Annotated in this window: 22 protein-coding genes and 1 other RNA gene; 15 read left to right on the top strand and 8 right to left on the bottom strand. The window is 67.1% G+C overall.

The genetic code is table 11. The annotated features are described in order from the left end of the window. The first annotated feature begins 77 nt into the window (after positions 1-77). The 3 genes from ribH (at position 78) to thiL (ending at position 2109) form a co-directional block, all read left to right on the top strand. A complete protein-coding gene (gene ribH, locus AC13GI_RS18110; protein WP_025876639.1) occupies positions 78-545 on the top strand; it encodes a 6,7-dimethyl-8-ribityllumazine synthase in 468 nt (155 codons plus the stop codon). Then, on the top strand, positions 542-1021 hold the full coding sequence (nusB, locus tag AC13GI_RS18105) for a transcription antitermination factor NusB (RefSeq protein WP_049469504.1): 480 nt from the start codon (positions 542-544) through the stop codon (positions 1019-1021). Before ribH ends, nusB begins: the two co-directional genes overlap by 4 nt. Before the next feature lie 125 nt (positions 1022-1146). Then, entirely contained in the window at positions 1147-2109 is a 963-nt protein-coding gene (gene thiL / locus AC13GI_RS18100; RefSeq protein WP_099820320.1) for a thiamine-phosphate kinase, read from the top strand. A gap of 72 nt (positions 2110-2181) precedes the next feature. On the opposite strand, the gene AC13GI_RS18095 is transcribed toward thiL, so the two are convergent. Together AC13GI_RS18095 and AC13GI_RS18090 are read right to left on the bottom strand one after the other, a co-directional pair. Next, complete coding sequence (locus tag AC13GI_RS18095; protein ID WP_482996977.1) at positions 2182-2607, bottom strand: hypothetical protein; 426 nt, start codon at positions 2605-2607, stop codon at positions 2182-2184. A gap of 550 nt (positions 2608-3157) precedes the next feature. Continuing rightward, on the bottom strand, positions 3158-5557 hold the full coding sequence (locus AC13GI_RS18090) for an autotransporter family protein (RefSeq protein WP_482996976.1): 2400 nt from the start codon (positions 5555-5557) through the stop codon (positions 3158-3160). Between the two features lie 325 nt (positions 5558-5882). Here AC13GI_RS18090 and AC13GI_RS18085 point away from each other — a divergent pair, with 325 nt between their 5' ends. Next, entirely contained in the window at positions 5883-9122 is a 3240-nt protein-coding gene (locus AC13GI_RS18085) for an autotransporter family protein (RefSeq protein WP_482996975.1), read from the top strand. Positions 9123-9330: 208 nt separating this feature from the next. Here the strand turns inward: AC13GI_RS18085 and AC13GI_RS18080 are convergent, their stop codons facing one another. From AC13GI_RS18080 to AC13GI_RS18065, 4 genes are read right to left on the bottom strand one after another with little or no spacing between them, the layout of a single operon-like run. Further along, a complete protein-coding gene (locus AC13GI_RS18080) occupies positions 9331-10716 on the bottom strand; it encodes an FAD-binding oxidoreductase (RefSeq protein ID WP_482996974.1) in 1386 nt (461 codons plus the stop codon). Beyond that, positions 10713-11294 carry a metal-dependent hydrolase gene (locus AC13GI_RS18075; protein WP_482996973.1) on the bottom strand — a complete coding sequence of 194 codons (582 nt, stop codon included), beginning with the start codon at positions 11292-11294 and terminating at the stop codon, positions 10713-10715. Before AC13GI_RS18075 ends, AC13GI_RS18080 begins: the two co-directional genes overlap by 4 nt. After that, complete coding sequence (locus AC13GI_RS18070) at positions 11294-11662, bottom strand: YraN family protein (RefSeq protein WP_380653205.1); 369 nt, start codon at positions 11660-11662, stop codon at positions 11294-11296. Before AC13GI_RS18070 ends, AC13GI_RS18075 begins: the two co-directional genes overlap by 1 nt. Then, positions 11652-13373 (bottom strand): penicillin-binding protein activator, encoded by a 1722-nt coding sequence (locus AC13GI_RS18065; RefSeq protein ID WP_099820413.1) that lies wholly within the window; start codon positions 13371-13373, stop codon positions 11652-11654. The genes AC13GI_RS18070 and AC13GI_RS18065 overlap by 11 nt, the downstream gene beginning before the upstream one ends. An 81-nt stretch (positions 13374-13454) precedes the next feature. On the opposite strand from AC13GI_RS18065, the gene rsmI reads away from it, so the two are divergent. Further along, entirely contained in the window at positions 13455-14273 is an 819-nt protein-coding gene (gene rsmI / locus AC13GI_RS18060; RefSeq protein WP_482996972.1) for a 16S rRNA (cytidine(1402)-2'-O)-methyltransferase, read from the top strand. A 252-nt stretch (positions 14274-14525) separates the two neighbouring features. Beyond that, an RNA gene (gene rnpB, locus AC13GI_RS18055) (RNase P RNA component class A) lies at positions 14526-14877 on the top strand. A 102-nt stretch (positions 14878-14979) separates the two neighbouring features. Here rnpB and AC13GI_RS18050 read toward each other — a convergent pair. Further along, positions 14980-15450 (bottom strand): DM13 domain-containing protein, encoded by a 471-nt coding sequence (locus AC13GI_RS18050; RefSeq protein ID WP_099820304.1) that lies wholly within the window; start codon positions 15448-15450, stop codon positions 14980-14982. A 251-nt stretch (positions 15451-15701) separates the two neighbouring features. Then, on the bottom strand, positions 15702-16478 hold the full coding sequence (locus AC13GI_RS18045) for an NRDE family protein (protein ID WP_099820303.1): 777 nt from the start codon (positions 16476-16478) through the stop codon (positions 15702-15704). Positions 16479-16802: 324 nt separating this feature from the next. Here AC13GI_RS18045 and mraZ point away from each other — a divergent pair, with 324 nt between their 5' ends. From mraZ to murG, 9 genes are read left to right on the top strand one after another with little or no spacing between them, the layout of a single operon-like run. Beyond that, the gene (gene mraZ, locus AC13GI_RS18040; RefSeq protein WP_025876601.1) at positions 16803-17249 is read left to right on the top strand and encodes a division/cell wall cluster transcriptional repressor MraZ; all 447 of its coding nucleotides are present in this window, start codon (positions 16803-16805) and stop codon (positions 17247-17249) included. 14 nt (positions 17250-17263) lie between these two features. Beyond that, a complete protein-coding gene (rsmH, locus tag AC13GI_RS18035; protein ID WP_482996971.1) occupies positions 17264-18232 on the top strand; it encodes a 16S rRNA (cytosine(1402)-N(4))-methyltransferase RsmH in 969 nt (322 codons plus the stop codon). Further along, the gene (ftsL, locus tag AC13GI_RS18030; protein WP_025876599.1) at positions 18229-18492 is read left to right on the top strand and encodes a cell division protein FtsL; all 264 of its coding nucleotides are present in this window, start codon (positions 18229-18231) and stop codon (positions 18490-18492) included. The genes rsmH and ftsL overlap by 4 nt, the downstream gene beginning before the upstream one ends. Next, on the top strand, positions 18489-20333 hold the full coding sequence (locus tag AC13GI_RS18025; protein ID WP_099820302.1) for a peptidoglycan D,D-transpeptidase FtsI family protein: 1845 nt from the start codon (positions 18489-18491) through the stop codon (positions 20331-20333). Before ftsL ends, AC13GI_RS18025 begins: the two co-directional genes overlap by 4 nt. After that, positions 20330-21889, top strand: a complete 1560-nt coding sequence (locus tag AC13GI_RS18020; RefSeq protein ID WP_482996970.1) for a UDP-N-acetylmuramoyl-L-alanyl-D-glutamate--2,6-diaminopimelate ligase — start codon at positions 20330-20332, stop codon at positions 21887-21889. Before AC13GI_RS18025 ends, AC13GI_RS18020 begins: the two co-directional genes overlap by 4 nt. Further along, on the top strand, positions 21886-23280 hold the full coding sequence (locus tag AC13GI_RS18015; RefSeq protein ID WP_099820301.1) for a UDP-N-acetylmuramoyl-tripeptide--D-alanyl-D-alanine ligase: 1395 nt from the start codon (positions 21886-21888) through the stop codon (positions 23278-23280). The genes AC13GI_RS18020 and AC13GI_RS18015 overlap by 4 nt, the downstream gene beginning before the upstream one ends. Continuing rightward, complete coding sequence (mraY, locus tag AC13GI_RS18010) at positions 23270-24355, top strand: phospho-N-acetylmuramoyl-pentapeptide-transferase (RefSeq protein ID WP_025876592.1); 1086 nt, start codon at positions 23270-23272, stop codon at positions 24353-24355. The genes AC13GI_RS18015 and mraY overlap by 11 nt, the downstream gene beginning before the upstream one ends. Continuing rightward, the gene (gene ftsW / locus AC13GI_RS18005) at positions 24355-25674 is read left to right on the top strand and encodes a putative lipid II flippase FtsW (RefSeq protein ID WP_099820300.1); all 1320 of its coding nucleotides are present in this window, start codon (positions 24355-24357) and stop codon (positions 25672-25674) included. Before mraY ends, ftsW begins: the two co-directional genes overlap by 1 nt. After that, on the top strand, positions 25671-26759 hold the full coding sequence (gene murG, locus AC13GI_RS18000) for an undecaprenyldiphospho-muramoylpentapeptide beta-N-acetylglucosaminyltransferase (protein ID WP_482996969.1): 1089 nt from the start codon (positions 25671-25673) through the stop codon (positions 26757-26759). Before ftsW ends, murG begins: the two co-directional genes overlap by 4 nt. Positions 26760-26763: the final 4 nt, after the last annotated feature.

Raw genomic sequence — 26763 nt, 5'->3', positions numbered from 1 at the left:
CGCCCCCAGGCCCCCGCCAACCACGGCCGGGGCCCATCCACGGTAGAATTACCCCTTAATCGAATCCCAAGCCGCATATGAGCCACTACGAAGGCGATCTTCGCACTCCCGAATCGGCGCGCTTCGCCATCCTGGCCAGCCGCTGGAATGCCCGCATCACCGACGTGCTGGTCGCTGGCGCCCGCCAGAGCCTGGCCGGCAACGGCATTGCCGAAGCCAACATCGACGTGATCCGCGTGCCGGGTGCCTGGGAACTGCCGCTGGTTGCCGCGCGCCTGGCCGCCGCCCACGAACACGCCGCCATCCTCACCCTGGGCTGCGTGATCCGTGGCGACACCCGCCACTACGAACACGTGGCCGACCGCTGTGCCGAAGGCCTGATGCGCGTGCAGCTGGACTTCGGCGTGCCGGTGCTGAACGGCGTGCTGGCAGTGGAACGTGTGGAAGATGCCGAGGCCCGCGCAGGCGGCAGCCACGGCAACAAGGGCGAGGAAGTCGCACTCGCCGCATTGGAAATGGTCAACCTTCTGGAGCAGCTGCCATGAACAAGAACACCCAGGGCAAGCCCTCCGGTAAACCCGTCCGCCGCGATGGCATCGATCCGGTGCTGCGCTCGCGCGCGCGCCGTCGTGCCGTGCAGGCCATCTACGCCTGGCAGATCTCCGGCGGCAACGGCCAGTCGCTGATCGCCCAGTTCGCCCACGAGCAGGCCCGCGAAATCGCTGACCTGGCGTACTTCGAAGCGCTGGTGCATGGCGTGCTCGACAACCGTCGCGACATCGACGAAGCCTTCGGCCCGTACCTGGACCGCAGCATCGACGAAGTGGACGCGATCGAACGCGCCGTGCTGCGCCTGGCCGGTTACGAACTGCGTTACCGCCTGGACGTGCCGTACCGCGTGGTCATCAACGAAGCCATCGAATCGGCCAAGCGCTTCGGTTCCGAACATGGCCACACCTACGTCAACGGCGTGCTGGATCGTGCCGCCGTGGAATGGCGCAAGGTCGAATCGGGTCACTGACCCGATTCCTGTAGAGCCGAGCCATGCTCGGCTCACCGTGCAGCGCACGGTTGCGTCCGGCAGTGCGGCGCGTGATCCAACTGCAGCCGAGCATCGCTCGGCTCTACAAAAAAGCAGAACGCCCCATGTCCCTGGCCGAATTCACCCTCATCGACCGCATCCGCGCCCGCACCGTCGAGCGCGACGACATCGTCCTCGGTATTGGCGACGACGCCGCACTGCTGCAGCCACGCCCGAACGAACAGCTGGTGGTCACCGCCGACACGCTCAACAGCGGCGTGCATTTCCCGGCCGAAACCCCGGCGTTCGACATCGGCTGGAAGACGCTGGCCGTCAACCTGTCCGACCTCGCCGCGATGGGCGCGCGCCCGGCGTGGTGCACGCTGGCGCTGTCACTGCCCGAGGCCAGCGAAGACTGGATCGAGGCGTTTGCCGATGGTTTCTTCGCATTGGCCGACCAGCACGACATCGCGCTGATTGGTGGCGACACCACGCGTGGCCCGCTGTCGCTGTCGGTCACCGCGATGGGGCAGGTGTCACGCGGCCAGGCACTGCGTCGTGATCGCGCACAGATTGGCGATGACATCTGGGTCAGCGGCACCCTCGGCGACGCTGCCGGTGCGCTGCGCCTGTGGCAGCAGGGCGCATTGAACGTGACCGCCGCCACGCTGCTGGCTGACTACGAAACCCTGCGCCTGCGCCTGCTGCGTCCCACCCCGCGCGTCACTCTCGGCCTGCGCCTGCGTGCATTCGCGCATGCCGCCGTGGATATCTCCGATGGGTTGCTGGCCGACCTTGGCCACATCGCGGCACGCAGCGGCGTGCGCGCCGAAGTCGATGCCGATGCGTTGCCGATGTCAGCGGCGCTGCGCGAACTGCTGGGCCGCGATGCTGCACGTGAGTGCGCGCTGCACGGCGGCGACGATTACGAACTGTGCTTCACCGCCGCCGCCGACCAGCGCGACGCGCTGCACTTCGTTGCCGAATCGCTGGATCTGCCGATCACCCGCATCGGCCGCATCATGGAAGGGCAGGGCGTGCATACCGAAGGCCACGACGGCCCGAGTGGTTACGAGCACTTCGCCTGACAGGCGTCGGGCACCAAGGAGTAGATCCACGCCATGCGTGGATGGTGCCCGGAACGGCCCAGCGTAAATGCACTACGCCGCCCGCAGCTGCACATCCACATACACCGCCAGCTCACAGCAGGCCTGCAGCAGCCCTCGGTGCAGGCCGTCGCCGATCTGCGCGTCGCTGTCGGCGGTCATCCGCGCGCGTTCTGCGGCATGCAGGATTTCCAGCAACGTGGTCAGCCCCGAGGCTGCACGATCCGCACGCGCCAGTGCCGTGCATCGGCTTTGCGGTAGCGGCCGTTCCAACCACGACGGTTCGTTGCTGATCTCTGCTTCGCAGGTGCAGCGCAGACCGCTCGGCAGGGCCGCCAAATCGCGTGGCTGGTTCGCGCGAACGGCGCTGAGAGCATCTTCCAGCTTCGGCGCCAGGTCATGCGGCAGGCGTGCGGCATCATCGCCAAGTGCGGCGATCACATTCGGAAACCTGGTTCGGCTCATGTCGATATTCTCCACGAAAGGGCAGCAGTGCCACTGCTGCGGAACTTGATCAGCAGTACTGGGCCTGTGCAATGCCCTAGCGCCGATGCTGCCTGGAATGATCTTCTGCCCGCACATGCCGATGCAGGCTGCGGTCAAGGCCACCGGTGGCGCCCGCAGTACGATGCTGTTACTGCATATCAAACATGTGGCCGTGTGCCGCGTACGCCCGCATCATGAAGACACCTTTGCATCCAGGTCGCGCGGGGTGCAACGGGATTGCAGGCCTTGCCAGCCGCTGTCGGTGGCTGCACGCAAGTGCTGCTGTACCAATCAGATAAGTTTCAAATTCAAAATTGTTGAAATCTGCATGCACGCGTTGCGCGGTCATGCAGAGTGAGGCGATTGCGTCAGAGTTCGCACGGCTTCCCTGTAGAGCCGAGCCTATGCTCGGTTCACCGCGCGAAGCGTGGCGCTTTTCGCGCGATCTGACCGGAGAGCAGCCGAGCGTGGGCTCGGCTCTACAGAAAGCGCATCGCGCGCAGAGTGGAACGGCGCCGGATATGCCGGCGCCGTTCTCTTTCCATTACCAGTTGTAGGCCACAGACAGGTTGGCGTTCGCTTCACGATACCCACTGTCACCGCGCATCACGCCGAAGCCACCCCAGGCACTCAGGCCCGAACGGAAGTCCACGCGTGCACCGGCATTCAACTCGTAGCGGTTGCGCGGCACGCTGGCCTTCAACGCTTCATCGTCAAAGGCCATGCCGTTGCTGGCGCCATCGCGGTACCAGTTGGCCACCACGTACGGGCTGACCGAGGCGCCGGCAGCGCTGTGGCCATCACCCTGCAGGCGCAGGCCAACACGGCCAGACAGACCACTGTCGCCCAGGCTGCACACCACGGTGCCGTTGGCTTCTTCGTGGCGATCGGTATTGGTGTCGGTGTAGACCAGCTGCAGCTCCGGCTGCAGGCTCAGCGCGGTGCTGCCGATCGCACCGATGCCGATGCGGTAACCGGCTTCCAGCGACGACTGCCACAGAGCCGAGTCGTAGCGCTCTTCGGCCAGGCCTTCGCCCTGTACACGGTTGCGGAACTGGCCGCGCTGCACGCTGGCGTCCACATAGAACGCATCGCTGTTCCAGTTGCCATACACGCCCAGCGCACCGCCTTCCACCTTGCCGCGCGCGCTGTAGCCGGTCAGCTGCGAACGCGAGGTGGCATCGGACTTGGCGACCGTGCCCATCACGCCCACGCGGCCCTGGCCGTTGTCGAACACACCCACGTCCGCACCCAGCTGCAGGCGCGAGCGGTCCACGCGCAGGTCCAACTGGTCATCCACTGCACCCAGCTTGCTCTGCGTAGCGTCAACACGGGCCCAGCCACGGACGCCATCGGCCGCAGCGGCGCCGCCCTGACGGTCGCGGTAGCTGTGGCGCAGCAGCTGGTCCATGGCGAACTGGTTGGCCAGGTAGGCGCCGGCCTCCGGGCGCAGCACCGGGATCGGGGTGATTGGATCAATCGGGTCGATCGGATCGATGATCGGCTTGCACTGCGGCAGGTTCGGGTCGGCCTGGCACGGGTCCGGCGTGGTCGCCAGTTCCGAACGCAGGTACCAGCCGCCGTTGGTCGCATCCTTGAACAGGAAGTACTCGTACTGGCCGCCGACCGCGCGACCCTGCAGGTCGAACTGCGCGTTGGATGCACCGCCCACGCGGATCAGTTCGATGCCCTTGTCGGTCTTCGCGCCAGACCCGCCTGCGTTGTGCACGCGCACGTTGGCCTGGCCGTTGGCATCGCCGGCGATGATCAGCTTGTCGGTGGCCGAGGCGTCGTCGCCCAGCACGGTGTTGAACGCCAGCGTGCCGCCATTGCCGGTGAAGGTATCCACGCTGAGCGTGTTGAAGCGGCTGCCATCGCCCAGCGCCACGGTGCCGGTGGCACCCAGGGTGAGGTGGCCGACGCTGCTGTCGCCGGTCATCAGCCAGGCGCTGTTGGTGTCGATGGTGGCGCTGGTGACGTTGATGAAACGGCCGTCGATCTGGGCCTTGTTGCGCAGGAGCACGTTGACCGTGCCATTGGCGACCGTCGTCCTGTCCAAAGAAACATCGCCGATCAATCGGGCGTCATCCACGGCAAACTCGACGCGGCTGACAGCTGAAACGGGATTCCCGGTCCACGATTTCACCAGCAGTAGATTGCCATCGCCTGCAATCAGCTGCGAGCCGTTCGCGATGGTGATGTGGTACTGCGCATCAGGTGCTCGCGGCGCCACCCGGATTGCGGCACCACGGCGCGATTGCAGTACAGAGCTGTCAACCCGAAGACTCATCGGTCGCTGACCAGCGACTGACGGTGCAAGCACCGCAGCCATGTTGTCCGCATCGATCCGCGAGCCTTCCAGGTGGATTTCTCCGCCCATCAGGCGCACGCCCAGACCGCTGCTGATATCCGGTATACCCGGTGCATCTTCGACGCGGATGTAGCTGTTGCGCACGGTCGCGAATGCGTTCTCTGGAAGTGCGTTTCCGCCTGGCGACAGGTCGATGCCGACGCTGGCAAGGCCAGGATGTGCGCCCGCTCCCGCCGCCACAACGATCTCGCTGTTTTCAAGCCATGCAATGCTGTCGTTGACGAGATGGAGGCCGCCGTTGAACCGGGTCGATACTGCTGCCAGCGTTGTCGCGCCTGAGAGGGTGGCGGCCGGTCCTGCGAACGTCGCCTCCACTGTTGCGTTGGAGAGCACGATGGCGGAGTTGTCGGCGGTGAGATTCGCTGCAGCGCCGCCGTTCACGCTCAGCAATGAGCCGTTCTTCAGCGTCCACGCCTCGATCGCATCGCCGGCGACGACTTCAGCGGTCTGATCATCAAGATCGCCCGCCATCACAGTGGCTGCGGGCAGGGTTGCCAGCGCGACCAGCAGGCTGCGGAGGAGGGGGCGCACGGTGGGCCCGCAGGTTGAACCGGTATCGGGGGCGAGCTTCATGGATGAATCCTTGTGTCAGGGAGGGAGACACGCGCCACCACACCGGCCCAAGCGTATTCAGGTCAGGGGTCGTATAGCCCCCGTTGCCGTGAATATTCCGTGAGGATACTGACTAAAAGCGATAGCGCGTGTCTTTGTTGGCCGCAGTGTCACCGCCAACGCGCAGCCATCCCATGCAAAAAGTTGCAAAGCGTGCTCAACACCCGGCATCGCTTCAGGCGTCGTCCAGCACTGCGACATTTCGCCGCAGTTGCCTTGCAATGTATTCGATGGTGACAGCGAGGGTGGGGCTCCAGCATGGCGGCGCCTTACACGGAGCCTCCCCTTGCAGAACACCATTCCCTGCCGTCGCGCCTTGGCCGTTGCGCTCGCGATCGCTGTACTCACCAGTCTTCCCGCGACCGCGCAACAGGTCGTGGCCGATGGTGATGAGCAGTTTCCGCCTGCTGGCGATTACCGCACCACGTTGCCGGTAGTGCCGGGCGATCCGTCCGGTCATGCGTTCTACGCCATCAATGGCGGTCGTATTGCTCCTGCTGGACAGGTGAATCTGTCCACTGAGGGGCGTGGGGCGCACGCCGCTCATGCAGAAGGCGCTGGCAGCGCCATCACGCTGCAGGGGGGAAGTGTGCTGGTAACCGGGGAGTCGGCGGCCGGGCTGTCTGCGGCGGCCGGCGCCACGGTGCACGCGGTCGGTACCCAGATCGACGCGACCGGACGCGGCGCGCGCGGGATTCTGCTCAACGACGCCAGCGCAGTACTGGATCGTGTGGGCATCCGTTCCAGTGGCGATGGCATCCACATGAACGGCGGCGCGCTGCAGATGCGGGACAGCCATGTGCAGCTGAGCGGACAAGGTCAGCACGGCGTCTATGTCAACGGCGGAATCGCGCGGATACAGGGTAGCCAGATCGAACTGGATGGCGCTGCACATCGCGGTGCATTGGCCACCGGTGGTGCGCAGCTGGACGTTGTGTCATCGCGCATCTCGGGTACTGGATACGCCCTTACCGGCGCAACCGCGCACATCGGCGCGTCGCTGCAGTTGAACGATGTGGACATCGAACTGGAGGGGGACGCCGGCACGGGTGTTTCCCTGGGGGGCAGAGTCGACATCAGCAACAGCCGCATCACGGTCATTGGAGATCACGGACGCGCCGTGGAAGCCTCGCGGGGCGAGTTGAACATCGACAACTCGCGCTTGGCCGCCACCCAAGGCATCCGCGTGATGAATGGTGGCGTGGTGAATCTGCGCGACAGCGAAGTGCACGCGGAGTATCACGCACTGGATCTCAATGGCACTGGCAACCAGGGTGTGGTCGCCAACAGCTCGCTCAGTACCCGCAACGGCACCACGATCTGGATTCCCGGCAGCAGCACGCTGCACCTGAGCAGTTCGCATGTGGAAGCCAGTGGAGATCGGGGGTTGGCCGTGGATGTTCGCGGAGGAGAGGTACAGATACAGCACAGCACGCTGCGGACGCATGGGCAGAGCGCGCACGGCATCTATGCCGATGGCAACAACCGGTCGCGTCCGAAGCTGCAGGTGGACGCGAGCGAGATCTCAACGGTGGGCAATGGCTCCAGTGGTGTGATCGCGCGCCTCGGTGGAAGCGCGCACCTGGTCGACAGTGCGGTCAGCACCACGGGAGTCAATGCGTACGGCGTGCTGGCCGGCGGCACCGGAGAAGTCACGCTCATCAACACCCACGTGCGTACCGAAGGCGAGAATGCATGGGCGGCAGTGATCAACGACAACGGCCGCATGACCATCGACGGCGGCTCGCTGGTCAGTGCACAGCATGGTGGCGTGTGGCTGCGCAGCAGCCGTGACCCGGGCCTGACCTTGCGCAACGGCGCGATGGTATCGGGCGGCAATGGCATTGGCCTCGCGTTGGATGCTGCCGTAGCCGGGCGCTTCGACGTGGCGCTGGAAGGACGTTCGCAGCTGTTCGGCGACATCGTCATCACCCCGGAAGACGAGGACGCCGGACTGGTGCCGCAGTCGGACGTGCATGTGCGGTTGGCCGACAGCGCCCTGTGGGCAGGTACGTCCAATCTGGTGCAGACCCTGGCGCTGGAAGGTGGCAGCCAGTGGACGTTGACCGGTGACGCCACTGTCGGTGAACTGCAGGCGCGCGACAGCGTGGTGGCGTTGTCTGATGGCAGTGGCCGCTTCAATACGCTGACCGTGGACGGCGACCTGCACAGCGAAGGTGCGGCGTTCGTGTTCCAGGGCGCACTGGCCGGCGATGATTCGGCCATCGACCACCTGCATGTGCGGGGCGATACCTCCGGTGATGCCTTGATTGCGGTGAACAACATTGGCGGTGTGGGCGCGCCCACCGTGGATGGCATCCCGCTCATCGAGGTGGACGGTGCATCGCTGGCAAGCTACACCCTGACCGGGCGCGCGGTGGGTGGTGCGTACGAGTACTTCCTGTACCAGGGCGGCATGACCGACCCGACCGATGGCAACTGGTACCTGCGCTCGCAGTGGTTCGATGTCTGCGAGGACGACCCGGCGGCGCCGGGCTGCGCGGTCAATCCGGGGCCGGGCCCAGACCCGGGTGAAGGCGGCGAAGGAGGGGAAGGCGGCGAAGGTGGGGAGGGCATCGATCCGGGCGATCCGATCCGGCCGCCGCCGGTGCTGCGCCCGGAGGCTGGCGCTTACCTGGCCAACCAGTCGGCGGCGGTGAACATGTTCGCCCATCGCCTGGGCGATCGGATGGGTGCACCGGACAGTGGCGACGGGCGGAATGCCTGGGCCCGCGTGGGCCGCCAGCAGGCTGACTTCAGCGCGGTGGGCGGCCAGCTGAGCGTGGATGGCTCGACGTCGGTGCTGCAGATCGGCAGTGACCTGCTGCGTCGCGGTGACGTGGTGTTCGGTGTGATGCTGGGCAGTGGCCGCGCCGACAACAGCGTGGTTTCGCAGCTGACCGGCTATGGTGCCAAGGGCCGCGTGCGCGGCAATGCCGTGGGCGTGTACGGCACCTGGCTGCAGAGCGGCGGCGGGGATGAGGGGGCGTACGTGGATGCCAACGTGCAGGTCGGACGTTTCGACAACCGCGTGCACGGTGTCGGGCTGGAGCGCGAGAACTACGACGCGCGCATGGCCAGTGCCTCGCTGGAAAGTGGCTATACCTTCAACGTGTGGCAGGGCGCATCGTCAGCGCTGTACCTGCAGCCGCAACTGCAGCTGTCCTACGTGGATTTCCGGGCCGACCGCCATGTGGAAAGCAACGGGACGGTGGTCGATGGCAGTGATGCAGGCGGCCTGAGCAGCCGGGGGGGCGTACGCGCATTCGGCCGAAGCACGGCAGCCGGCAATGTGGTGCAGCCCTATCTGGGCGTGAACTGGCTGCGCAGCAGCGGTACCCGCACGTTGCAGTTCAACGGTGACACGCTGGGTGCGGATGTGCCGCGCAATCGCTATGAAGTGCAGGCCGGTGCCGAGTTGAAGCTGGGCCAGCGCTGGGGCGTGTGGGGTGGCATGACCGTGCAGCGCGGTGACCATGGTTACCGCAACGTGGGTGGCCAAGTGAGCATGCGCATGGCTTGGTAAGCGGCGATTGCCGGGGGCGGAGCCCTTGGCGCGGGCATGGGGCCCCGACCCCAACCGTTCCGGCGGGCGGACCTCTGTAGAGCCGAGCCCATGCTCGGCTCACCGCGCGAAGCGCGGCGTTCTTCGTGATCTGACCGGAGAGCAGCCGAGCGTGGGCTCGGCTCTACAGGTGCGCGCCCCGGTAGCACCGGGCCACGCCCGGCGGCTGTCACATCGGCGGCAGCACTTTGCCTGGGTTGAGAATCCCGTTCGGGTCCAGTGCGTGCTTGATCGCGCGCATCGCCGCCAGCGTCGCCGGGGTGAATGCCTGCGCCATGAAATCGCGCTTGGCCAGGCCGATGCCATGTTCGCCGGACAGCGTGCCACCCAGTGCCAGCGTCAGTTCGAAGATCTTCGGCAGCGCGGCATGTGCGCGTGCGTTCTCGTCGGCGTCGTCCGGGTGGTAAAGGATGTTGACGTGCAGGTTGCCGTTGCCGGCATGGCCGAAGGTGACGATGGTCAGCGCGTACTCGCGCGCCAATGCCTGCACGCCGGAGACGAGTTCCGGAATGCGCGACACCGGCACCACCACGTCTTCGTTGATCTTGCCCGGGGCGACGCTGCGCAGCGCGGGCGACAGCGCCTTGCGTGCGGCCCACAGCTGGTCGCGCGCGCGGCCTTCCATCGCCACGTCCAGTTCGATCATGCCGTCGCCCTCGGCGGCGGTCGCCAATGCCTGCAGCAGGTAGGGCAGCGTGTCGTGGTCGCCGTCGGCCTCGACCAGCAGCATCGCGCCGGCCTCCGGCACGTCGGCACCGTTGAGGCGCAGCAGCTGCAGGCTGCGTGCGTCCATGAATTCCAATCGCGTGGGAACGACCGGCTGCGACATCAGCCGCGATACGGCAGCGGCGGCCGCATCGGCGTCGCGGTACAGCACGCGCAGGCCCGCCTGGCTGACCGGCAACGGGGTCAGCTTCAACGTTGCTTCCACGATAAGCGCCAGCGTGCCTTCACTGCCCACCAGCAGATGGGTGAGGTCGTAGCCGGTGGCATCCTTGGTGTAGGCGCCGCCGCAGCGGATCACCTCACCGGTACCGGTCACCGCTACCAGGCCCAGCACGTTGTCGCGGCTGGTGCCGTACTTCACCGCGCGCGGGCCGCCGGCATTGCAGGCGAGGTTGCCACCGATGCTGCAGATCTCCGCGCTGGACGGGTCCGGTGCCCAGAACAGGCCGTGCGGTGCCAGCGCCTGCTGCAGCGTTCCATTGAGTACGCCCGGCTGCACCACGGCGCAGCGGTCACCGGCACGAATCTCGAGGATGCGGTCCATGCGGGTGAACGACAGCACGATGCTGCCGGGCAATGGAACGGCCGCGCCGGTGGTGCCGGTGCCGGCGCCACGCGCAACCAGCGCCACGCCGTGCGTGCGGCAGGCGCGCACCAGCGCCTGTACCTGTTCGATATCTGCCGGCAGTGCCACAGCCATCGGACGTTGGTGGCGCCAGGAGTTGTCCTGCGCGTTCGCCTCCAGCGCGCCGTCATCCATGCGCCAGCCATCGGCACCCAGCAGGGCGGACAGTTCGGCAATCAATGCAGCGGGCAGGGCAGTACTCATGACGGATCTCGTGGGGCAGCAGGGGCGGGTTGAATCAGTTTCCACGCAATAACGGCGCCGACCAGCGGCAGCCACACCCAACGCAGTTCCGACAGCAGCGTGGCCAGGCCGCGCGCGCTGAAGAACTGGGGGGCGAAGGGCGAAACGCGGATCGGTCGCCAGGGCGCGAAGAAGCGGTGTTCGCTCCAGGGCCAAGCCAGGGCAACACCGAGGCCGCCGGAAGTCAGTGCATCCAGCAGCGGGTGGCTGGCGGCGCAGATGAAGACGAACGTCGCCGCTTGAACGGTAGATGCCAACCTTGGTTGGCACAAACCCGCCGACCAAGGTCGGCGACTACCAAAGAACGCCAGCAACGCTGCCAACACCGCCAGCACGCCAGCAAACACCAGCGAATGGCTGGCACCGCGATGGCCGAACGCATCGGCATAGGGAATGTGCAGGGCGAAGGCCAGCACGTCGGCGTCGGGCAGCATGGCGGCGATCACACCCGCGGCCAGCAGGCGCGGCGGAATGCGGCCGCGATCAGCGGCGCACCACAGCGCCAGCGGCACGGCGGCATGGGTGATGATCGACGGCATCAGCAGTCATCCAACCGGAACGCATCGCGCAGCCACCGCAGCTGCGGCGGATCACCACTGGCTTCCACCACATCGAAACGGCAGGGCGCATCGGCCAAGGCAGGATGGTCCTGCAGATACAGCAGGGCGGCATGGGCCAAACGCCTGCACTTGCGAACATCGACCGAGGCCGCGCCGCCACCGAAGTCCTGTCGCGCGCGATAGCGCACTTCCACGAAGACCACGGTGCCGGCGTCATCCATCACCAGGTCCAGTTCACCGCCGCGATAACGCACGTTGCGTGCGCGCGGCTGCAACCCGGCCTGCTGCAGATGCTGCTCGGCGGCGGTTTCCACCGCCGAGCCACGTTGCAGGTGCTCAGCGACCACCGGCGATCGGCATCGGCCGGCCACCGCTGAAGGTCGACCATGCCGGCTGGCGCAGGATGTTGCCGTTGCTGTCCAGGTACAGCGTGCCGGTGGCGCCGTCCAGGCCGCCTTCGGTGGCCAGCTTGTCCAGGTAGGCACTGATCTTCCACGCATCGGCGCCGAAGGCGAACAGGCGGCTGGCCGCGCCGCGCGCGCTGGGCAGGGTCTGCGCGACCTGGGCAGCGGACGGCACGCCGGACACGCTGCGCACGTTCCAGGCTTCGTTCGGGTAGATGATGCCGTCCAGCGCCACGTCTTCTTCGACCTTGCCGCTGCCGGTGGTCAGCTGCGACGTACCCACGCGGGTGGCGCCACCGGCACCGGCCAGCGCCAGCTGCGGCGCCAGCAGGCGGGCCTGCGGTGCACGTACGGCCAGGAACACGGCATCGACCGCGCCGGCGTTGCGCACCTGCGCGCTGACATCACCCACCGTTTCGCTGACAGCGATGGTGGCGGCGACGCTGCCGCCACGCTGGGCAAAGCGCTGTGCGAATGCGGCAGCGGCGCGGCGGCCGGTGTCGTCGCTGCTGTTGATCACCAGCGCCTTGCTGCGCTCGCGGCCACGCATGTATTCGGCGGCGACGATGCCGTCGTCTTCCGGCGCCAGCGAGAAACCCGCGCTGCCGGCCGGCGGTGCATCCTTGCCGCGGTTCAGGCCCAGCACCGGCACCGGCAGCTGCTGGCGGCCATACACGGCATCCACTTCGTCACGGCCGAGCGGGCCGACCACGAAGTCGGCACCGGAGGCCACGGCCTTGTCATACGCGGCCAGCGCACCGGCCGGGGTACCGGCGGTGTCGAAGAAGTTGACCTCCGGACGACGGCGGGTTTCACCGTAGTACGCGCTGAGCAGGCCATCGCGCACCGGCTGCGCGGCGGTGGCCAGGCGGCCGCTGAGCGGCAACAGCACCGCCAGCTTGGCCGGCGGTCGGTAGCCATCGCTCATCGCCGGCGGGCGCTTGCTGGTGTCGAACTGGGCGGCGCCATCGCGATCGAACGGGCGCGGCAGCGGCAGGCCACGCGCGATCAGCGCACGGCCGGCAAAGTTGTACAGCGGGTCATTGGCCGGCAAGGCGGCGGCGCGGCTGCGCAGGGTGGCATCGTCGAGGGTGCCAAGCAGGCCGGAGATCGCGGCCTGGTTCTCGCTGCGCGCAGCGCCGGTCAGGCCGGCGTGCGCACGGGCGCGTTCGGTGGCGGCGCCGAACGCATCGCCGGTGGCCTGCAGGGCATTGGCGCGGGCCAGGGACCAGCGCGTGCGCAGGCTGGGGTGCACGTTGTCGCCATGATCCTTCAGCAGGGCCAGCGCCTGCGCCGGTTGCTTGTCGGCCAGCGCCAGCTCGGCACTGGCCAGCTGGTAACGCTGCAGGCTGGCACCGTTCACCTGGCGGGCGGTCACCTGGCCCAGCAGACTGCGGGCGCGGGCGCTGTCGCCGGCCAGGTGCCAGGCCCAGGCCGCATCGGCCAGGGCGTTGCTGCGGGCACCACCCCGCAGGGTGGCGGCCAGCGCTTCCAGTTGCAGGGCGGCGTCGCGCGGCTTGCCTTGTTCGATCAGCGCCAGCGCCTGGCTCTGGGCCGGCGATTCGGGCGCGCTGACGAGGCTGGTGGTGGCACAACCGGCCAGCAGCATCAACGACAGCGACAGGGCAGAGATGCGTGCGGCGGGCTTGTTCATGATCGGGTCCATGCGATGAGGGCAGCGGCCTTGGCCAGGTACACGCTAGGATTCTACCCTTGCCCCGTGAGTACCGCTGAAATGAGTGCCCCAACCCTGTATGTCGTCGCCACGCCGATCGGCAACCTGGCCGATCTGAGCCCGCGCGCGCAGGAAGTACTGCGTTCGGTGGCGGCCATCTGCGCCGAGGACACCCGCCGCAGCGGCCAGCTGCTGTCCCATTTCGGCATCCAGCAGCCGCTGGTGGCCCTGCACGAGCACAACGAAGAGGCCCTGGCCCAGCGCCTGGTGGCGCGCCTGCAGGCGGGCGAGTCGCTGGCGCTGGTCAGTGATGCCGGCACCCCGCTGGTCAGCGATCCGGGCTTCCGCCTGGTCCGTGCGGCGCGCGCGGCGGGCATCAAGGTCAGCCCGATTCCCGGCGCCTGCGCCGCCATCGCCGCGCTCAGCGTGGCCGGCTTGCCCAGCGACCGCTTTACGTTCGAGGGCTTCCTGCCGGCCAAGGCCAGCGGCCGCCGCGACCGCCTGCAGGGGTTGGCCGGCGAAGTGCGCACGATGGTGTTCTACGAATCCTCGCACCGCATTGCCGAATCCCTGGCCGACATGGCGGCGATCTTTGGCGGCGAGCGCCCGGCCGTGCTGGCGCGTGAGCTGACCAAACTGTTCGAGACCGTGCTGGACGGCGACCTAGCCGGGCTGCTGGCGCAGGTGGAAGCGGACGACAACCAGCGCAAGGGCGAGTTCGTGGTGATGGTGCAGGGCGCTGGTGATGATGCCGAGGCGCAGCTGGCGCACGGCCGCCAGGTCTACGCCAAGCTGAGCGAGCACCTGCCGCCGTCAACCGCGGCCAAGCTGGCCGCCGAGTTGACCGGTGCACCGCGCAAGGCGTTGTACGGCAGTTGAGCGGGGTTGGGTGAATCGCAGCCACGCATGGCGTGGCTCTACTGCGCAGGGCAGGCCCGCCCACGTCATCGCGTGTGCACGGTAGATCCACGCCATGCGTGGATGAAGAAACCCCGATGTGCAGTAGATCCACGCCATGCGTGGATGGAAGAACCCCGAGATGCAGTAGATCCACGCCATGCGTGGATGGATGAACCGCGCGCCGTAATCAACCCGGCAGGGCCGGTCCACGTGCGGTAGAATGCGCGCGGCGGAGTCGGCCAGACAGTCGCGTCATCCCTTCGGGGGTGCCGAGGAAAGTCCGGGCTCCATAGGGCAAGGTGCCAGGTAACGCCTGGGCGGCGCAAGCCGACGGAAAGTGCAACAGAAAGATACCGCCTACGTCTTCTTCGGAAGGCCGGTAAGGGTGAAATGGTGCGGTAAGAGCGCACCGCGAGTCTGGCAACAGACCGGTACGGCAAACCCCACCTGGAGCAAGACCAAATAGGGATCCATTGGCGCGGCCCGCGTTGGATCCGGGTAGGTTGCTTGAGCGTTGCGGCGACGTAACGCCTAGAGGAATGACTGTCCACGACAGAACCCGGCTTATCGGCCGGCTCCGCCCCTTCATTCCATCCACAGCCATCCACGCATGGCGTGGAACTACCGGCTTGGGATTTCGGGGTCAGAGCCCTTTCCTGCGGAAAGGGATCCGACCCCGTTGCGGTCAGCGGTACTGCCCGGCGGAAATGAACTGCGAGAAGCGCTCGCACCACACCACCACGGTGGTGAACTCATCCACGTCCACGTTGTCCGGCACCTCCACCAGGAAGCGGTTGAAGGTCTTGACCTCGCCGATGCGCTGGGCCTTGTCCTTGATCTTCAGGAAATCGGCCTTGTTGTCGACGAAGTCGTGGACCAGATACACCTTGTAGTCCGGACCGGGACCCATCTTGCCGTCGAAGGCGACCTGGCGGGCGCTGACGCTGACCTTGCCCTCGGCCCAATGCACCGCGTCGCTGCCTTTGAGGTCGCGACGGAAGGTGGTGCGATAGGTGGCGTCGGCCATCGCGGTCTGTACCTGCTCGACCGGCGGGTCGTCGGGCGCGATCAGGATGGGCAGGAAATACACGCCCAGGCCGAAGCCAAGGCCGAGGGTGAGTACGTGGGTGGCGAGCAGGATGAGGATGCGGCGCACGGGGCCTCCTTGTGGGTGTGGATCGCGCGGCAGGGCGCCGGGCAGGACCACCTTGGGAGGCTGAGGGCGACATTTATAGACACAGTGCCGATGGCGAAAAGGGCACAGCGGGGTGCCTGTGGTGCTGCAGCCCTTGTGGCAGAGGCGGGTATTGGTCGCGCCCGGACGCTGAATGACGCGTTTGGTCTGTTCCGCCAACGGCTCATTCGATGCAGAACACGACACGCCGAGCGCTGGCACCACCCTTCCGGTCAGAAAATGACGTGACTCTGCCCGCTGGGTACACCCTGCGGTCCAAAGCGGCGCTCGTGGATTTCGCCGTGGCCGTTCGCGTCAATCAGCAGCACGGTGCTGGCGCGGGTGCCGTAATCGTCGCCGCGGATGAAGGCGGGGCTGAGCCAGCGTTCGCGCTCCAGGCCGATGCCGGTATCGGGCAGGTCGCTGTCGGCCGGGCGGTGTTCGTCGGCCAGGGCGTTCCACAGTGGGGTCAGATCCCTTTCCGCTTGGGAAAGGGATCTGACCCCGTCCTGTTCCAGCCAAGCGGAAAGCGAGTCCATCAACCGTCGGGTCTTCGGCCAGGGCGCGTCGATAGCGCCATTTGACATGCCATGTACGCCAGGGCCAAGGGTCTGCCGTTCGGCCGGGTGGTTGCCCAGGTATTCCAGGCTGTGGCCATCGGCCAGCAGCAGGTTGAACGGTGCGTAGGCAGCGGAGATTCCGGCCAGACGTTCTATATGCGTACCCGCCGGATCGCGGCCACGCAGGTAGTCGGCCACCAGGGCGCCACGTGACGGCCCGGTCTGGGACGCCTGCGGATCGCGGACGTTGGTCACCACCGCCATCCGGCCGCCGGCACCGACGCCGGCCCAGCCGCCGCCGGAGCGCAGGTCGCGCCCGCCGATGACGGACGTCTCATCCTGCCAGGGGGCCAGGGCCGCGGTGGGGCGGGCGTGGAACTCATCACGGTTGCCGGCCATGACCAACCGCCAGCGCGGGTGGTGCAACCAGCCAAGAGCAAGCAGGCACATGGGGCCATTGTGCCCGGTTTGCGCAGAGCGGCGTCGCTTTCGGCCCGTTCTGGATGAATGCGCAGGCCATGTTTCACGCGCCCTCCACACCCCTGAACTTCCGTTCAATCTCAAAAATTGAGACGGATCAGCAACTTGTGGATAAACCTTGAACAACTCTCTAAACATCGGCGCAAGCCATTGATGCGGCTGGCGATTTCCCTGCTGAAAAGTTGTTGACAACCCTTGGGCCGCTGCTAAGGTGGGCATCAGAGGGAAATCCGGGTGTTTTGTGGATTTTCGTGGTTCAATGTTTCACCGGGCGAAGGATAAGGTGCAGGCGTCGTGTTCCAGGGCGAGACGGCCATCACAGTTGACGACAAAGGACGCATGGCGGTTCCCACCGCTCACCGCGACCTGGTTGCGCGCGTCAGCAACAACCGTCTCGTATTGACCTACAACCCCTTCGAGTCCGGCTGCCTGTGGCTGTATGCCGAGTCGGAATGGGAGCGGGTACGCGACGACGTCATGTCCAAACCCAACACACAGCGCGTCGTACGTCTGCTGCAGCAGAAGCTGGTCGGTTCAGCCGCCCACCTGGAGCTGGACGGCAACGGTCGCATCAGCATTCCCGCCAGCCACCGCGGTGCGGTGGGCATTGAGAAGAAGGCGGTATTGCTCGGTATGGGCGACAAATTCGAATTGTGGAGCGAGCAGGCGCATCGGGCCCTGATCCAGCAGACGTTGTCTGATGAGGATCTGGGTGATGGGTTGCTCGACCTGAAGTTGTGAGCCGGGGTGCCCGGATGCGCCCAGAAGCGCAGACCGGTCACCTTCCGGTGTCGCAGTCGCCGGCGGTGCATCTGCCGGTCCTGTACACCCAGGTCCTGGAAGGCCTGAGGGTGATCGAAAACGGACGTTATCTGGATGGCACGTTCGGTCGTGGCGGTCATGCACGTGGCGTGCTCACCCAGCTCGGTCCCGAGGGACGCCTGCTGGTCATGGACAAGGATCCGGAAGCCATTGCCGTTGCCGAGCGCGATTTCGCGCCGGACCCGCGCGTGTCGATCTTCCGCGGCAGCTTCGCCCAGCTGCTGCAGTGGAACGAGACCGCCGAAGGCCTGGACGGCGTGCTGTTCGACCTTGGCGTGTCCTCGCCGCAGCTGGATGTCGCCGAGCGTGGCTTCAGCTTCGGCAAGGATGGCCCGCTGGACATGCGCATGGACCCGGACAGTGGCGAAAGCGCTGCGCAGTGGCTCAATCGCGTGGAAGAGCGCGAGCTGATGGATGTGCTGTGGACCTATGGCGAAGAACGCCAGGGCCGACGCATCGCCAAGGCCATCGTGGCCCGCCGGGACAAGCAGCCGTTCTCGCGTACTGCAGAACTGGCCGAGCTGATCGCCTCGGTGATGCCGCGTGGCAAGGACAAGATCCACCCGGCCACGCGCAGCTTCCAGGCCATCCGCATCCACATCAACCGCGAACTGGCCGATCTTGAAGCCGGACTCGATGCGGCCGTGCAGCGGCTCAAGCCCGGTGGCCGCTTGGCGGTGATCAGCTTCCACTCGCTGGAAGACCGCATCGTCAAGCAGTACATGAACCGCCTGGCCAAGGCGCCGCCGGCCAACCGCCGGCTGCCCGAAGCGCAGGCATTCGTGCCGACGCTGGACCTGATCGGTGGCGCCATCAAGGCCACCGACGAAGAGCTGGTGATGAACCCGCGCGCCCGCAGCGCCGTGCTGCGTGTGGCCCAGAAGCGGGAGGCCGATGCATGAGCCGGCTGCTGCTGATCATCCTGTTGGCCTGCACCGTGGCCTCGGCGATCGGCGTCGTGTTCGTGCGTCACCGTCACCGGCAGACGTTCATTGAACTGTCGCGCGCCGAGCGTGCGCGTGATGACCTGAACATCGAATTCGGCCGCCTGCAGCTGGAGCAGGCGACCCTGGCCGAAGCCAACCGCGTGGACAGCATCGCCCGCGAAAAGCTCGGCATGAAGTTCCCCGAGGCCGCCGACGTGGTGGTGGTGCGCCCATGAGCAAGACCGGCCGCAACCGTCCCCGCAACGCCTTCAACCTGCGCCAGCGCCTGCGCTGGGTAGCCCTGGCACTCGGCCTGTGCTCGGTGTCGCTGGTCGGTCGTGCCGCCTACGTGCAGATCATCAACAGCGACTTCTACCAGCGCCAGGGTGAAGCGCGCTACCTGCGCGAACTACCGATCAAGACCTCGCGCGGCATGATCACCGACCGCAACGGCGAGCCGCTGGCGGTGTCCACGCCGGTCGCTTCGATCTGGGTCAACCCGCAGGACCTGCTGCGTTCGCCCGAGCGCATTCCCGAGCTGGCGCAGGCGGTGGGCATGTCGGTGGACGAACTGAGCAGCCGCCTGTCGCAGAAGTCGGACAAGGAGTTCATGTACCTGCGCCGCCGGATCAATCCGGACGAGGCAGAGCGCGTGGTCGCGCTGAAGATTCCGGGCGTGGCGGCACAGCGCGAGTTCCGCCGCTTCTACCCGCAGGGTGAAGCGATGGCGCACGTGCTGGGCTTCACCAACATCGACGACCGCGGCCAGGAAGGTCTGGAGCTGGCGTTCGACGAATGGCTGCGTGGCAAGCCCGGCGGCAAGCGGGTGATCCGCAACCGCAAGGGCGAGACCGTCGAAAGCGATCTGCTGCGTGCCGCCGAGCCGGGCAAGGACCTTACCCTCAGCATCGACCGCCGCATCCAGTACCTGGCCTTCAAGGAACTGCGCAACGCGCTGGTGGCCAACAAGGCGGCCGGCGGCTCGATGGTGATCATGGACGTGACCACCGGCGAGATCCTGGCCATGGTCAACCTGCCGACCTACAACCCGAACTCGCTCAACGGCGCGGTGCCGGACACGCGCCGCAACCGTGCGGTGACCGATCTGGTCGAGCCGGGTTCGACGATGAAGCCGCTGACCATCGCCACCGCGCTGCAGGCCGGGGTGGTGACCAAAGACACCGTGATCGACACCAACCCGGGTTACATGCAGGTAGCCCGCTTCACCATCCGCGACGTGCCGCGCAACAACGGCGTGCTGAACGTCACCGGCGTGATCACCCGCAGTTCCAACATCGGCGCGGCAAAGGTCGCGGCGAAGATGCCGGACCAGGTGTTCTACGATGGCGTGCGCCGCTTCGGCTACGGCTCGGTGCCGCACAGTGGTTTCCCGGGTGAATCCGGTGGCGTAGTGCGACGCCCGGCCAACTGGGACGGTGCCACCAAGACCACCATGTCCTACGGCTATGGCCTGAATGTCACGCCGCTGCAGATCGCCACCGCCTATTCGGCGCTGGCCAACGGCGGCAAGTTGATCGCGCCGACCTTCGTCAAGGGCCAGCGCAACGAGGCACATCAGATCATCGACGAGAACGTCGCCAAGCAGGTGGTGGCGATGATGGAAACGGTGGTCACCCAGGGCGGCGCCAAGCAGGCGGCTGTGCTCGGCTATCGCGTGGCCGGCAAGACCGGTACCGCGCGCAAGACCGGCCCCGGTGGTTACGAGCGTGGCCACTACAACGCGCTGTTCGCCGGCGTGGTGCCCGCCACCAATCCGCGGTTTGCCACCGTCATCGTCATCAACGACCCGCAGGGCGGCAAGTTCTACGGCGGCCTGGTGTCGGCGCCGGTCTATCACAACGTGATGGAAGGCACCCTGCGCCTGATGGACGTGCCGCTGGACGACCTGCAGTCGTGGCTGGCTGCCCAGCAGTCCGGAAAGATCGGCCATTCGGCCTCGGTGCTGCCGGTGCCGCCGGCCGAAGCCGCACTGCCGGCGGATGCCGCCGCTGAATTCGATGCCGCGCTGCCCAGCGCGCAATCCCATGTGCCACCCGCTACGGGAGGCACGCAATGAGCCCTTCGATGTTGCTTTCGCAGTTGCTTCCGGACGTGGCCCTGGCGGGCCATGATCCCGTTCTGACCGGCCTGGTGCTGGACAGCCGTGCCGTGCGCCCCGGCAATGCCTTCGTCGCCATCGCCGGTTTCGGCGCGCATGGCCTGGGCTTTGTCGAGCAGGCGCGCGCAGCCGGTGCTGGCGCCATCCTGTTCGAAGCACCGGCGCCCGCCGAACTGCCTGCACCGGCCGATGCCATCGCCGTGCCGGACCTGCGTGCGCGGCTGGGTGCGATGGCCGACCAGTTCCATGGCGCGCCTTCGCGGGCGATGACCATGGTTGGCGTGACCGGTACCAACGGCAAGACCTCCACCGTGCAGCTGCTGGCCCAGGCTTGGCATCTGCTCGGTACGCCCAGTGGCAGTATCGGCACGTTGGGCGCCGGACTTTATGGTGCGGTCGAGCCGACCGGTTTCACCACCCCGCTGGTGCTGCAGATGCATGCGCTGCTGGCACAGCTGCGCGACGACGGCGCGCGTGCGGTGGCGATGGAAGTCAGCTCGCACGCGCTGGACCAGGGCCGCGTGGATGCCGTGCACTACGACGTGGCGGTGTTCACCAACCTCACCCGCGATCACCTCGATTACCACGGCGACATGGCCAGCTACGGCGCGGCCAAGGCGCGGTTGTTCCACCGCCCGGGCCTGAAGGCCGCGGTGATCAATCTTGACGATGCGTTCGGTCGCCAGCTGTTCGCCGGCCTGCCGGCGGGCGTGCAGGCGATCGGCCTGAGCTCGCGCGGTGCCGACGGCGCCAGCGTGCGCGCCGAAGCGCTGCAGCTGGATGGCCGCGGCATCGGTTTCGAGCTGATCATCGACGGCCAGCGCGCTGCGGTGCAGTCGCCGCTGCTGGGCCGCTTCAACGTGGACAACCTGCTGGCCGTGGCCGGCAGCCTGCATGCGCTGGGGCATCCGCTGCCGCGCATTGCCGAGGTGCTGTCGGCGCTGCAGCCGATCCGTGGCCGCATGAACCGCCTCGGCGGCGAGGACGGCCTGCCGACCGTGGTGGTCGACTACGCACACACTCCCGATGCGCTGGAACAGGCACTGGACAGCCTGCACGGCCACCTGCAGGGCACGCTGTTCTGCGTGTTCGGCTGTGGCGGCGAGCGCGATACCGGCAAGCGTCCGCAGATGGCTGCGATTGCCGAACGTCTGGCCAACCAGGTCATCGTCACCGACGACAACCCGCGTGGCGAAGATGGCGACGTGATCGTGGCCGACATCCTGGCCGGCTTCGCTGATGCCTCCACCGTGACCGTGCAGCGCAACCGCGCGCGTGCGATCGGCCTGGCGGTGAAGCGCGCCGGTGCCGGCGACATCATCCTGATTGCCGGCAAGGGCCATGAGCCGTACCAGGAAGTGAATGGCGTGCGCCATGACTTCGACGACACCGAAGTGGCCGCCGCGGCACTGGCCGCCAAGACCGGCGTTCTAGCAGCGACGCGCATGGATGCGCTAGTGGCCCGGCCGCAGGACGCGGAAGAGGGCCCGCAGGCCGGGGAGGGCGCGGCATGAAGCGCACCCTGCTTTCGCTGATCGCCCACTGGGCCGGTGGCGAGATCCACGGCGACGACGTAGCCATCGATGCCATCAGCAACGATACCCGCAGCCTTGGCCCGGGCAGCCTGTACGTGGCGCTGCGTGGCGAACGCTTCGACGGCCATGACTTCGCCGCTGATGCGCAGGCACGAGGCGCCAGCGCGCTGCTGGTCGAGCGCCTGCTGCCGCTGGACCTGCCGCAGGTGCTGGTGGCCGACAGCGAGCGCGCGCTGGCGAAGATCGCCGCCGGCATGCAGCGCGACCGTGCCACCGAACTGTTCGCCATCACCGGCAGCAACGGCAAGACCAGCGTCAAGAGCCTGCTGCTGGCGATCCTGCAGCAGGTGGCCCAGCACGCGCACAAGGTGGTCTATGCCAACCCGGGCAACCGCAACAACGAGATCGGCCTGCCGCTGGCAGTGATCGACGCACCGGAAGATGCCGACTATGCCGTCTACGAGATGGGCGCCGGCAAGCCGGGCGACATCGCTTACCTGACCGACATCGCGCGCCCGCGCTATGCCCTGGTCAACAACATCGCCCCGGCCCACCTGGAGCGGATGGGCAGCCTGCTCGGCGTGGCCGTGACCAAGGGCGCGATCTACGCCGCACTGCCGGCCGATGGCGTGGCCGTGATCAATGTCGATGACGCCTACGGGCGCTGGTTCGAACAGCATTTCATCGGTACCCCGGCACGTTGCCGGGTGCTGCGCTATGGCCTGGAACACACCGCCGACGTCACCGCGCGCGACATCCGCGCCGGTGCGCAGGGCAGCCGCTTCACCCTGGTCACGCCGATGGGCGAGGCGGGCGTGGTGCTGGGTCTGCCGGGTCGCCACAACATCAGCAATGCACTGGCCGCCGCCAGCCTGGCGCTTGCCGCTGGCATCGAGCTGTCACTGGTGGCTACCGGCCTGGCCGAAGCACAGCCGGTGCCGGGCCGCCAGATCGCCCATCAGCTGCACAACGGCGCGGTGCTGGTGGACGACAGCTACAACGCCAACCCCGGTTCGCTGGCCGCCGCCATCGACGCACTGGCCGCCGCACCGGAAGAGGGCTGGCTGGTGCTGGGCGACATGCGCGAACTCGGCCCCGATGCCGAGGCGCTGCATGCGCAGGCCGGCCTGCGTGCACGCGCTGCTGGCCTGAAGCGCCTGTATGCGCTGGGTCCGCTCAGCGCTGCCGCTGCGGCCGCGTTTGGCGAGGGCGGACGTCATTTCACCACCCATGACGCGCTGTCGCAGGCGCTGAAGGACGAGCTGCACGCCGGCGTGCGCTGCCTGGTCAAGGGTTCCCGTGGCAGCGCCATGGACACGATTGTCAAAGCGCTGCTGGCGCAAGGAGAGGAATCCCCGCATGTTGTATGAACTGGCTCGATGGTTGCAGCAGTTGGAGAGCCTGTTCGGGCTGTTCAACTACCAGACGTTCCGCGCCATCCTTGCCGCGTTGACGGCGCTGTTCTTGTCGCTGTGGCTCGGCCCGGCGATGATCCGCAAGCTTGCCCAGTTCAAGGGCGGCCAGCCGATCCGGACCGATGGTCCGCAGACCCATTTCTCCAAGGCCGGTACGCCGACCATGGGCGGTTCGCTGATCCTGCTCACCGTCACCCTGTCGGTGCTGATGTGGGCCGACCTGCGCAACCGCTACGTGTGGCTGGTGCTGGCGGTGATGCTGTGCTTCGGTGCCATCGGCTGGTACGACGACTGGATCAAGATCGTCCGCCGCGACCCGAACGGCCTGAAGTCGCGCTGGAAGTACTTGCTGCAGTCGATCTTCGGCCTGGCTGCAGGCATCTTCTTGTTCCAGACCGCCGACGTGCCGGCGGCGCTGACCTTCTACATCCCGATGTTCAAGTCGGTGGCGCTGCCGCTGGCCGGCATCGGCTTCGTGGCCATCGCCTATTTCTGGATCGTCGGCTTCTCCAACGCGGTCAACCTGACCGACGGCCTGGACGGGCTGGCGATCATGCCGACCGTGCTGGTGGCCTGCGCGCTGGGCGTGTTCGCCTATGCCTCGGGCAACGCCGTGTTCGCCAACTACCTGCAGATCCCGCAGATTCCGGGCGCCGGTGAGCTGGTCATCATCTGCGCGGCAATCGCTGGCGCAGGGCTGGGCTTCCTCTGGTTCAACACCTATCCGGCCATGGTGTTCATGGGCGATATCGGTGCGCTGTCGCTGGGCGCGGTGCTGGGCACCATCGCGGTGATCACCCGCCAGGAACTGGTGCTGGTGATCATGGGCGGCGTGTTCGTCATCGAAACGCTGTCGGTGATGATCCAGGTCGCCTCGTTCAAGCTGACCGGCAAGCGCGTGTTCCGCATGGCGCCGATCCACCACCACTTCGAGCTGAAGGGCTGGCCGGAGCCGCGCGTGATCGTGCGCTTCTGGATCATCTCCGTCGTGCTGGTGCTGATTGGCCTGGCCACGTTGAAGGTACGCTGATGAATGACCTGTCGCACCAGGCAACACGCCTTGAGGCCATCGGTGGCAGCTACGACAAGTGGCTGCTCGGCGCGATGATCGCGCTCACCGGGCTGGGCGTGGTGATGGTCGCGTCCAGTTCGATCGCGTTGATGAGCAGCCCGTTCTACTACCTCAACCGCCACCTGATCTTCCTGGCGGTCGGCATCGTGCTGGCGATCATGGCCGCGCGTACCGAGCTGAAGACCATCGAGCAGTACAACCAGATGCTGCTGCTGGGCTGCTTCGCGCTGCTGGTGGTGGTGTTCGTCCCCGGCCTGGGCAGCAGCGTCAACGGCGCCCGCCGCTGGATCAACCTGGGCATCTCCAAGTTCCAGACGGTCGAAGCGGTGAAGGTGCTCTACATCGTCTGGCTGTCCAGCTACCTGGTGCGCTTCCGCGACGAGGTCAACGCCACCTGGCCGGCGATGCTCAAGCCGCTGGGCGTGGCCGGTGCGCTGGTGGTGCTGCTGCTGCTGCAGCCCGACTTCGGTTCGTCCACCCTGCTGCTGGCGATCACCGCCGGCATGCTGGTGCTGGGCGGGGTGAACATGCCGCGCATGTCGATGCCGGTGGTGATCGGCCTGGTGGGCATGAGCGCGCTGGCGATCATCGAGCCGTACCGCATGCGCCGCATCACCTCCTTCCTCGACCCGTGGGCCGACCAGCAGGGCGACGGCTACCAGCTGTCCAACGCGCTGATGGCGGTGGGCCGTGGCGAGTGGACCGGCGTCGGCCTCGGCAACTCGGTGCAGAAGCTGTACTACCTGCCCGAGGCACACACCGACTTCATCTTCTCGGTCACCGCCGAGGAATTCGGTTTCCTCGGCACCTGCACCATCGTGGCCCTGTATGCGCTGCTGGTCGGCCGCACGTTCTGGCTGGGCATGCGCTGCGTGGAAATGAAGCGCCACTTCTCCGGCTACATCGCCTTCGGCATCGGCCTGTGGATCAGCATGCAGACCTTCGTCTCGATCGGCGTGAACCTGGGCATCCTGCCGACCAAGGGCCTGACCCTGCCGCTGATTTCGTCGGGCGGTTCGTCGGTGCTGATGACCTGCGTGGCGATGGGCCTGCTGCTGCGCGTGTCGTATGAGCTGAAGCGTGCCGAGCGCCGCCAGGCCGTGCGCATGGGCGCCGCCGACGACGTTGCTGGCCCGGCTCCGGCCGAGGCGCCAGCCGCACCGGTGGCGAAGAAGGTGCCGATGGCCGCCGAACCGGCCGCTGCCGAGTCGGCTGCCGTGCGCGGCACCAGCCGCCTGCAGTCGCGCGTCGAACCCACCTTCGGGAGGCTCGGATGAGCGCGGTCCAGAACAACGCCCGGCCGGTGATGATCCTGGCCGGTGGTACCGGCGGGCACATCTTCCCGGGCCTGGCCGTGGCACGCGTGCTGCGCGCGCGTGGCGTGCCGGTCACCTGGATGGGTGCTGATGGCGCCATGGAAACCCGTCTGGTTCCGCAGCACGACATCCGCATCGATACGCTGGCCATCACTGGTCTGCGTGGCAAGGGCAAGCTGGCCCTGCTGGCCGCGCCGTGGCGCCTGATGCGCGCGCTGCGTGCCGCCGGCCTGATCATCCGTGATCGCCAGCCGCGTGCGGTGGTCGCCTTCGGTGGCTTCGCGTCCGGCCCCGGTGGCATGGCCGCGCGCCTGCACGGCCTGCCGCTGATCGTGCACGAACAGAACCGCGCGCCGGGCCTGACCAACCGCATCCTGTCGCGCTACGCGCGCCGCCTGCTGACCGGGTTCCCGGGCACCTTCGCTGCACGCGAGGAATTCGTGGGCAACCCGGTGCGCGCCGAAATTGCCGCGGTCGCGCCGCCGCAACAGCGGCTGGCCGATCGCAGCGGTCCGCTGCGCCTGCTGGTGCTGGGCGGTAGCCAGGGTGCTCGCGCGCTCAACAGTGGTGTGCCGCAGGCACTGGCCGCGCTCGGTGCGCAGGTGCCGGTGGTGGTGCGTCACCAGAGCGGCGAGAAGCTGCATGCCGAAGCGGTCGAGGCCTATGCCAAGGCGGGCGTGCAGGGCGACGTGACGCCGTTCATCGCCGACATGGCCGAAGCCTTTGCTTGGGCCGACCTGGTGGTGTGCCGTTCCGGCGCGTCCACGCTGGCCGAACTCTGTGCGGTCGGCATCGGTAGCGTGCTGGTGCCATTCCCCGCTGCTGTCGACGATCACCAGACCCGCAATGCGGAGTATCTCGTCGAGCGCGACGCGGCCGTGTTGCTGAAGCAGGACGAAACGCTGGCAGACGGCATTGCCGCGCTGCTGCGTGATCTGTCCGAAAATCCCGCCCGCCGCATGCAGATGGCGCAAGCCGCGCGTGCCCTGGCCAAGGTCGATGCCGCCGAGCGCATCGCCGATATCATTCTCGAGGAAGCTGTATGAAGAA

It is taken from the genome of Stenotrophomonas sp. 82F1 (assembly GCF_056861525.1).
The sequence above is the reverse complement of the archived record's forward strand: the minus strand, read 5'-3'. Positions and strand labels throughout refer to the sequence as shown.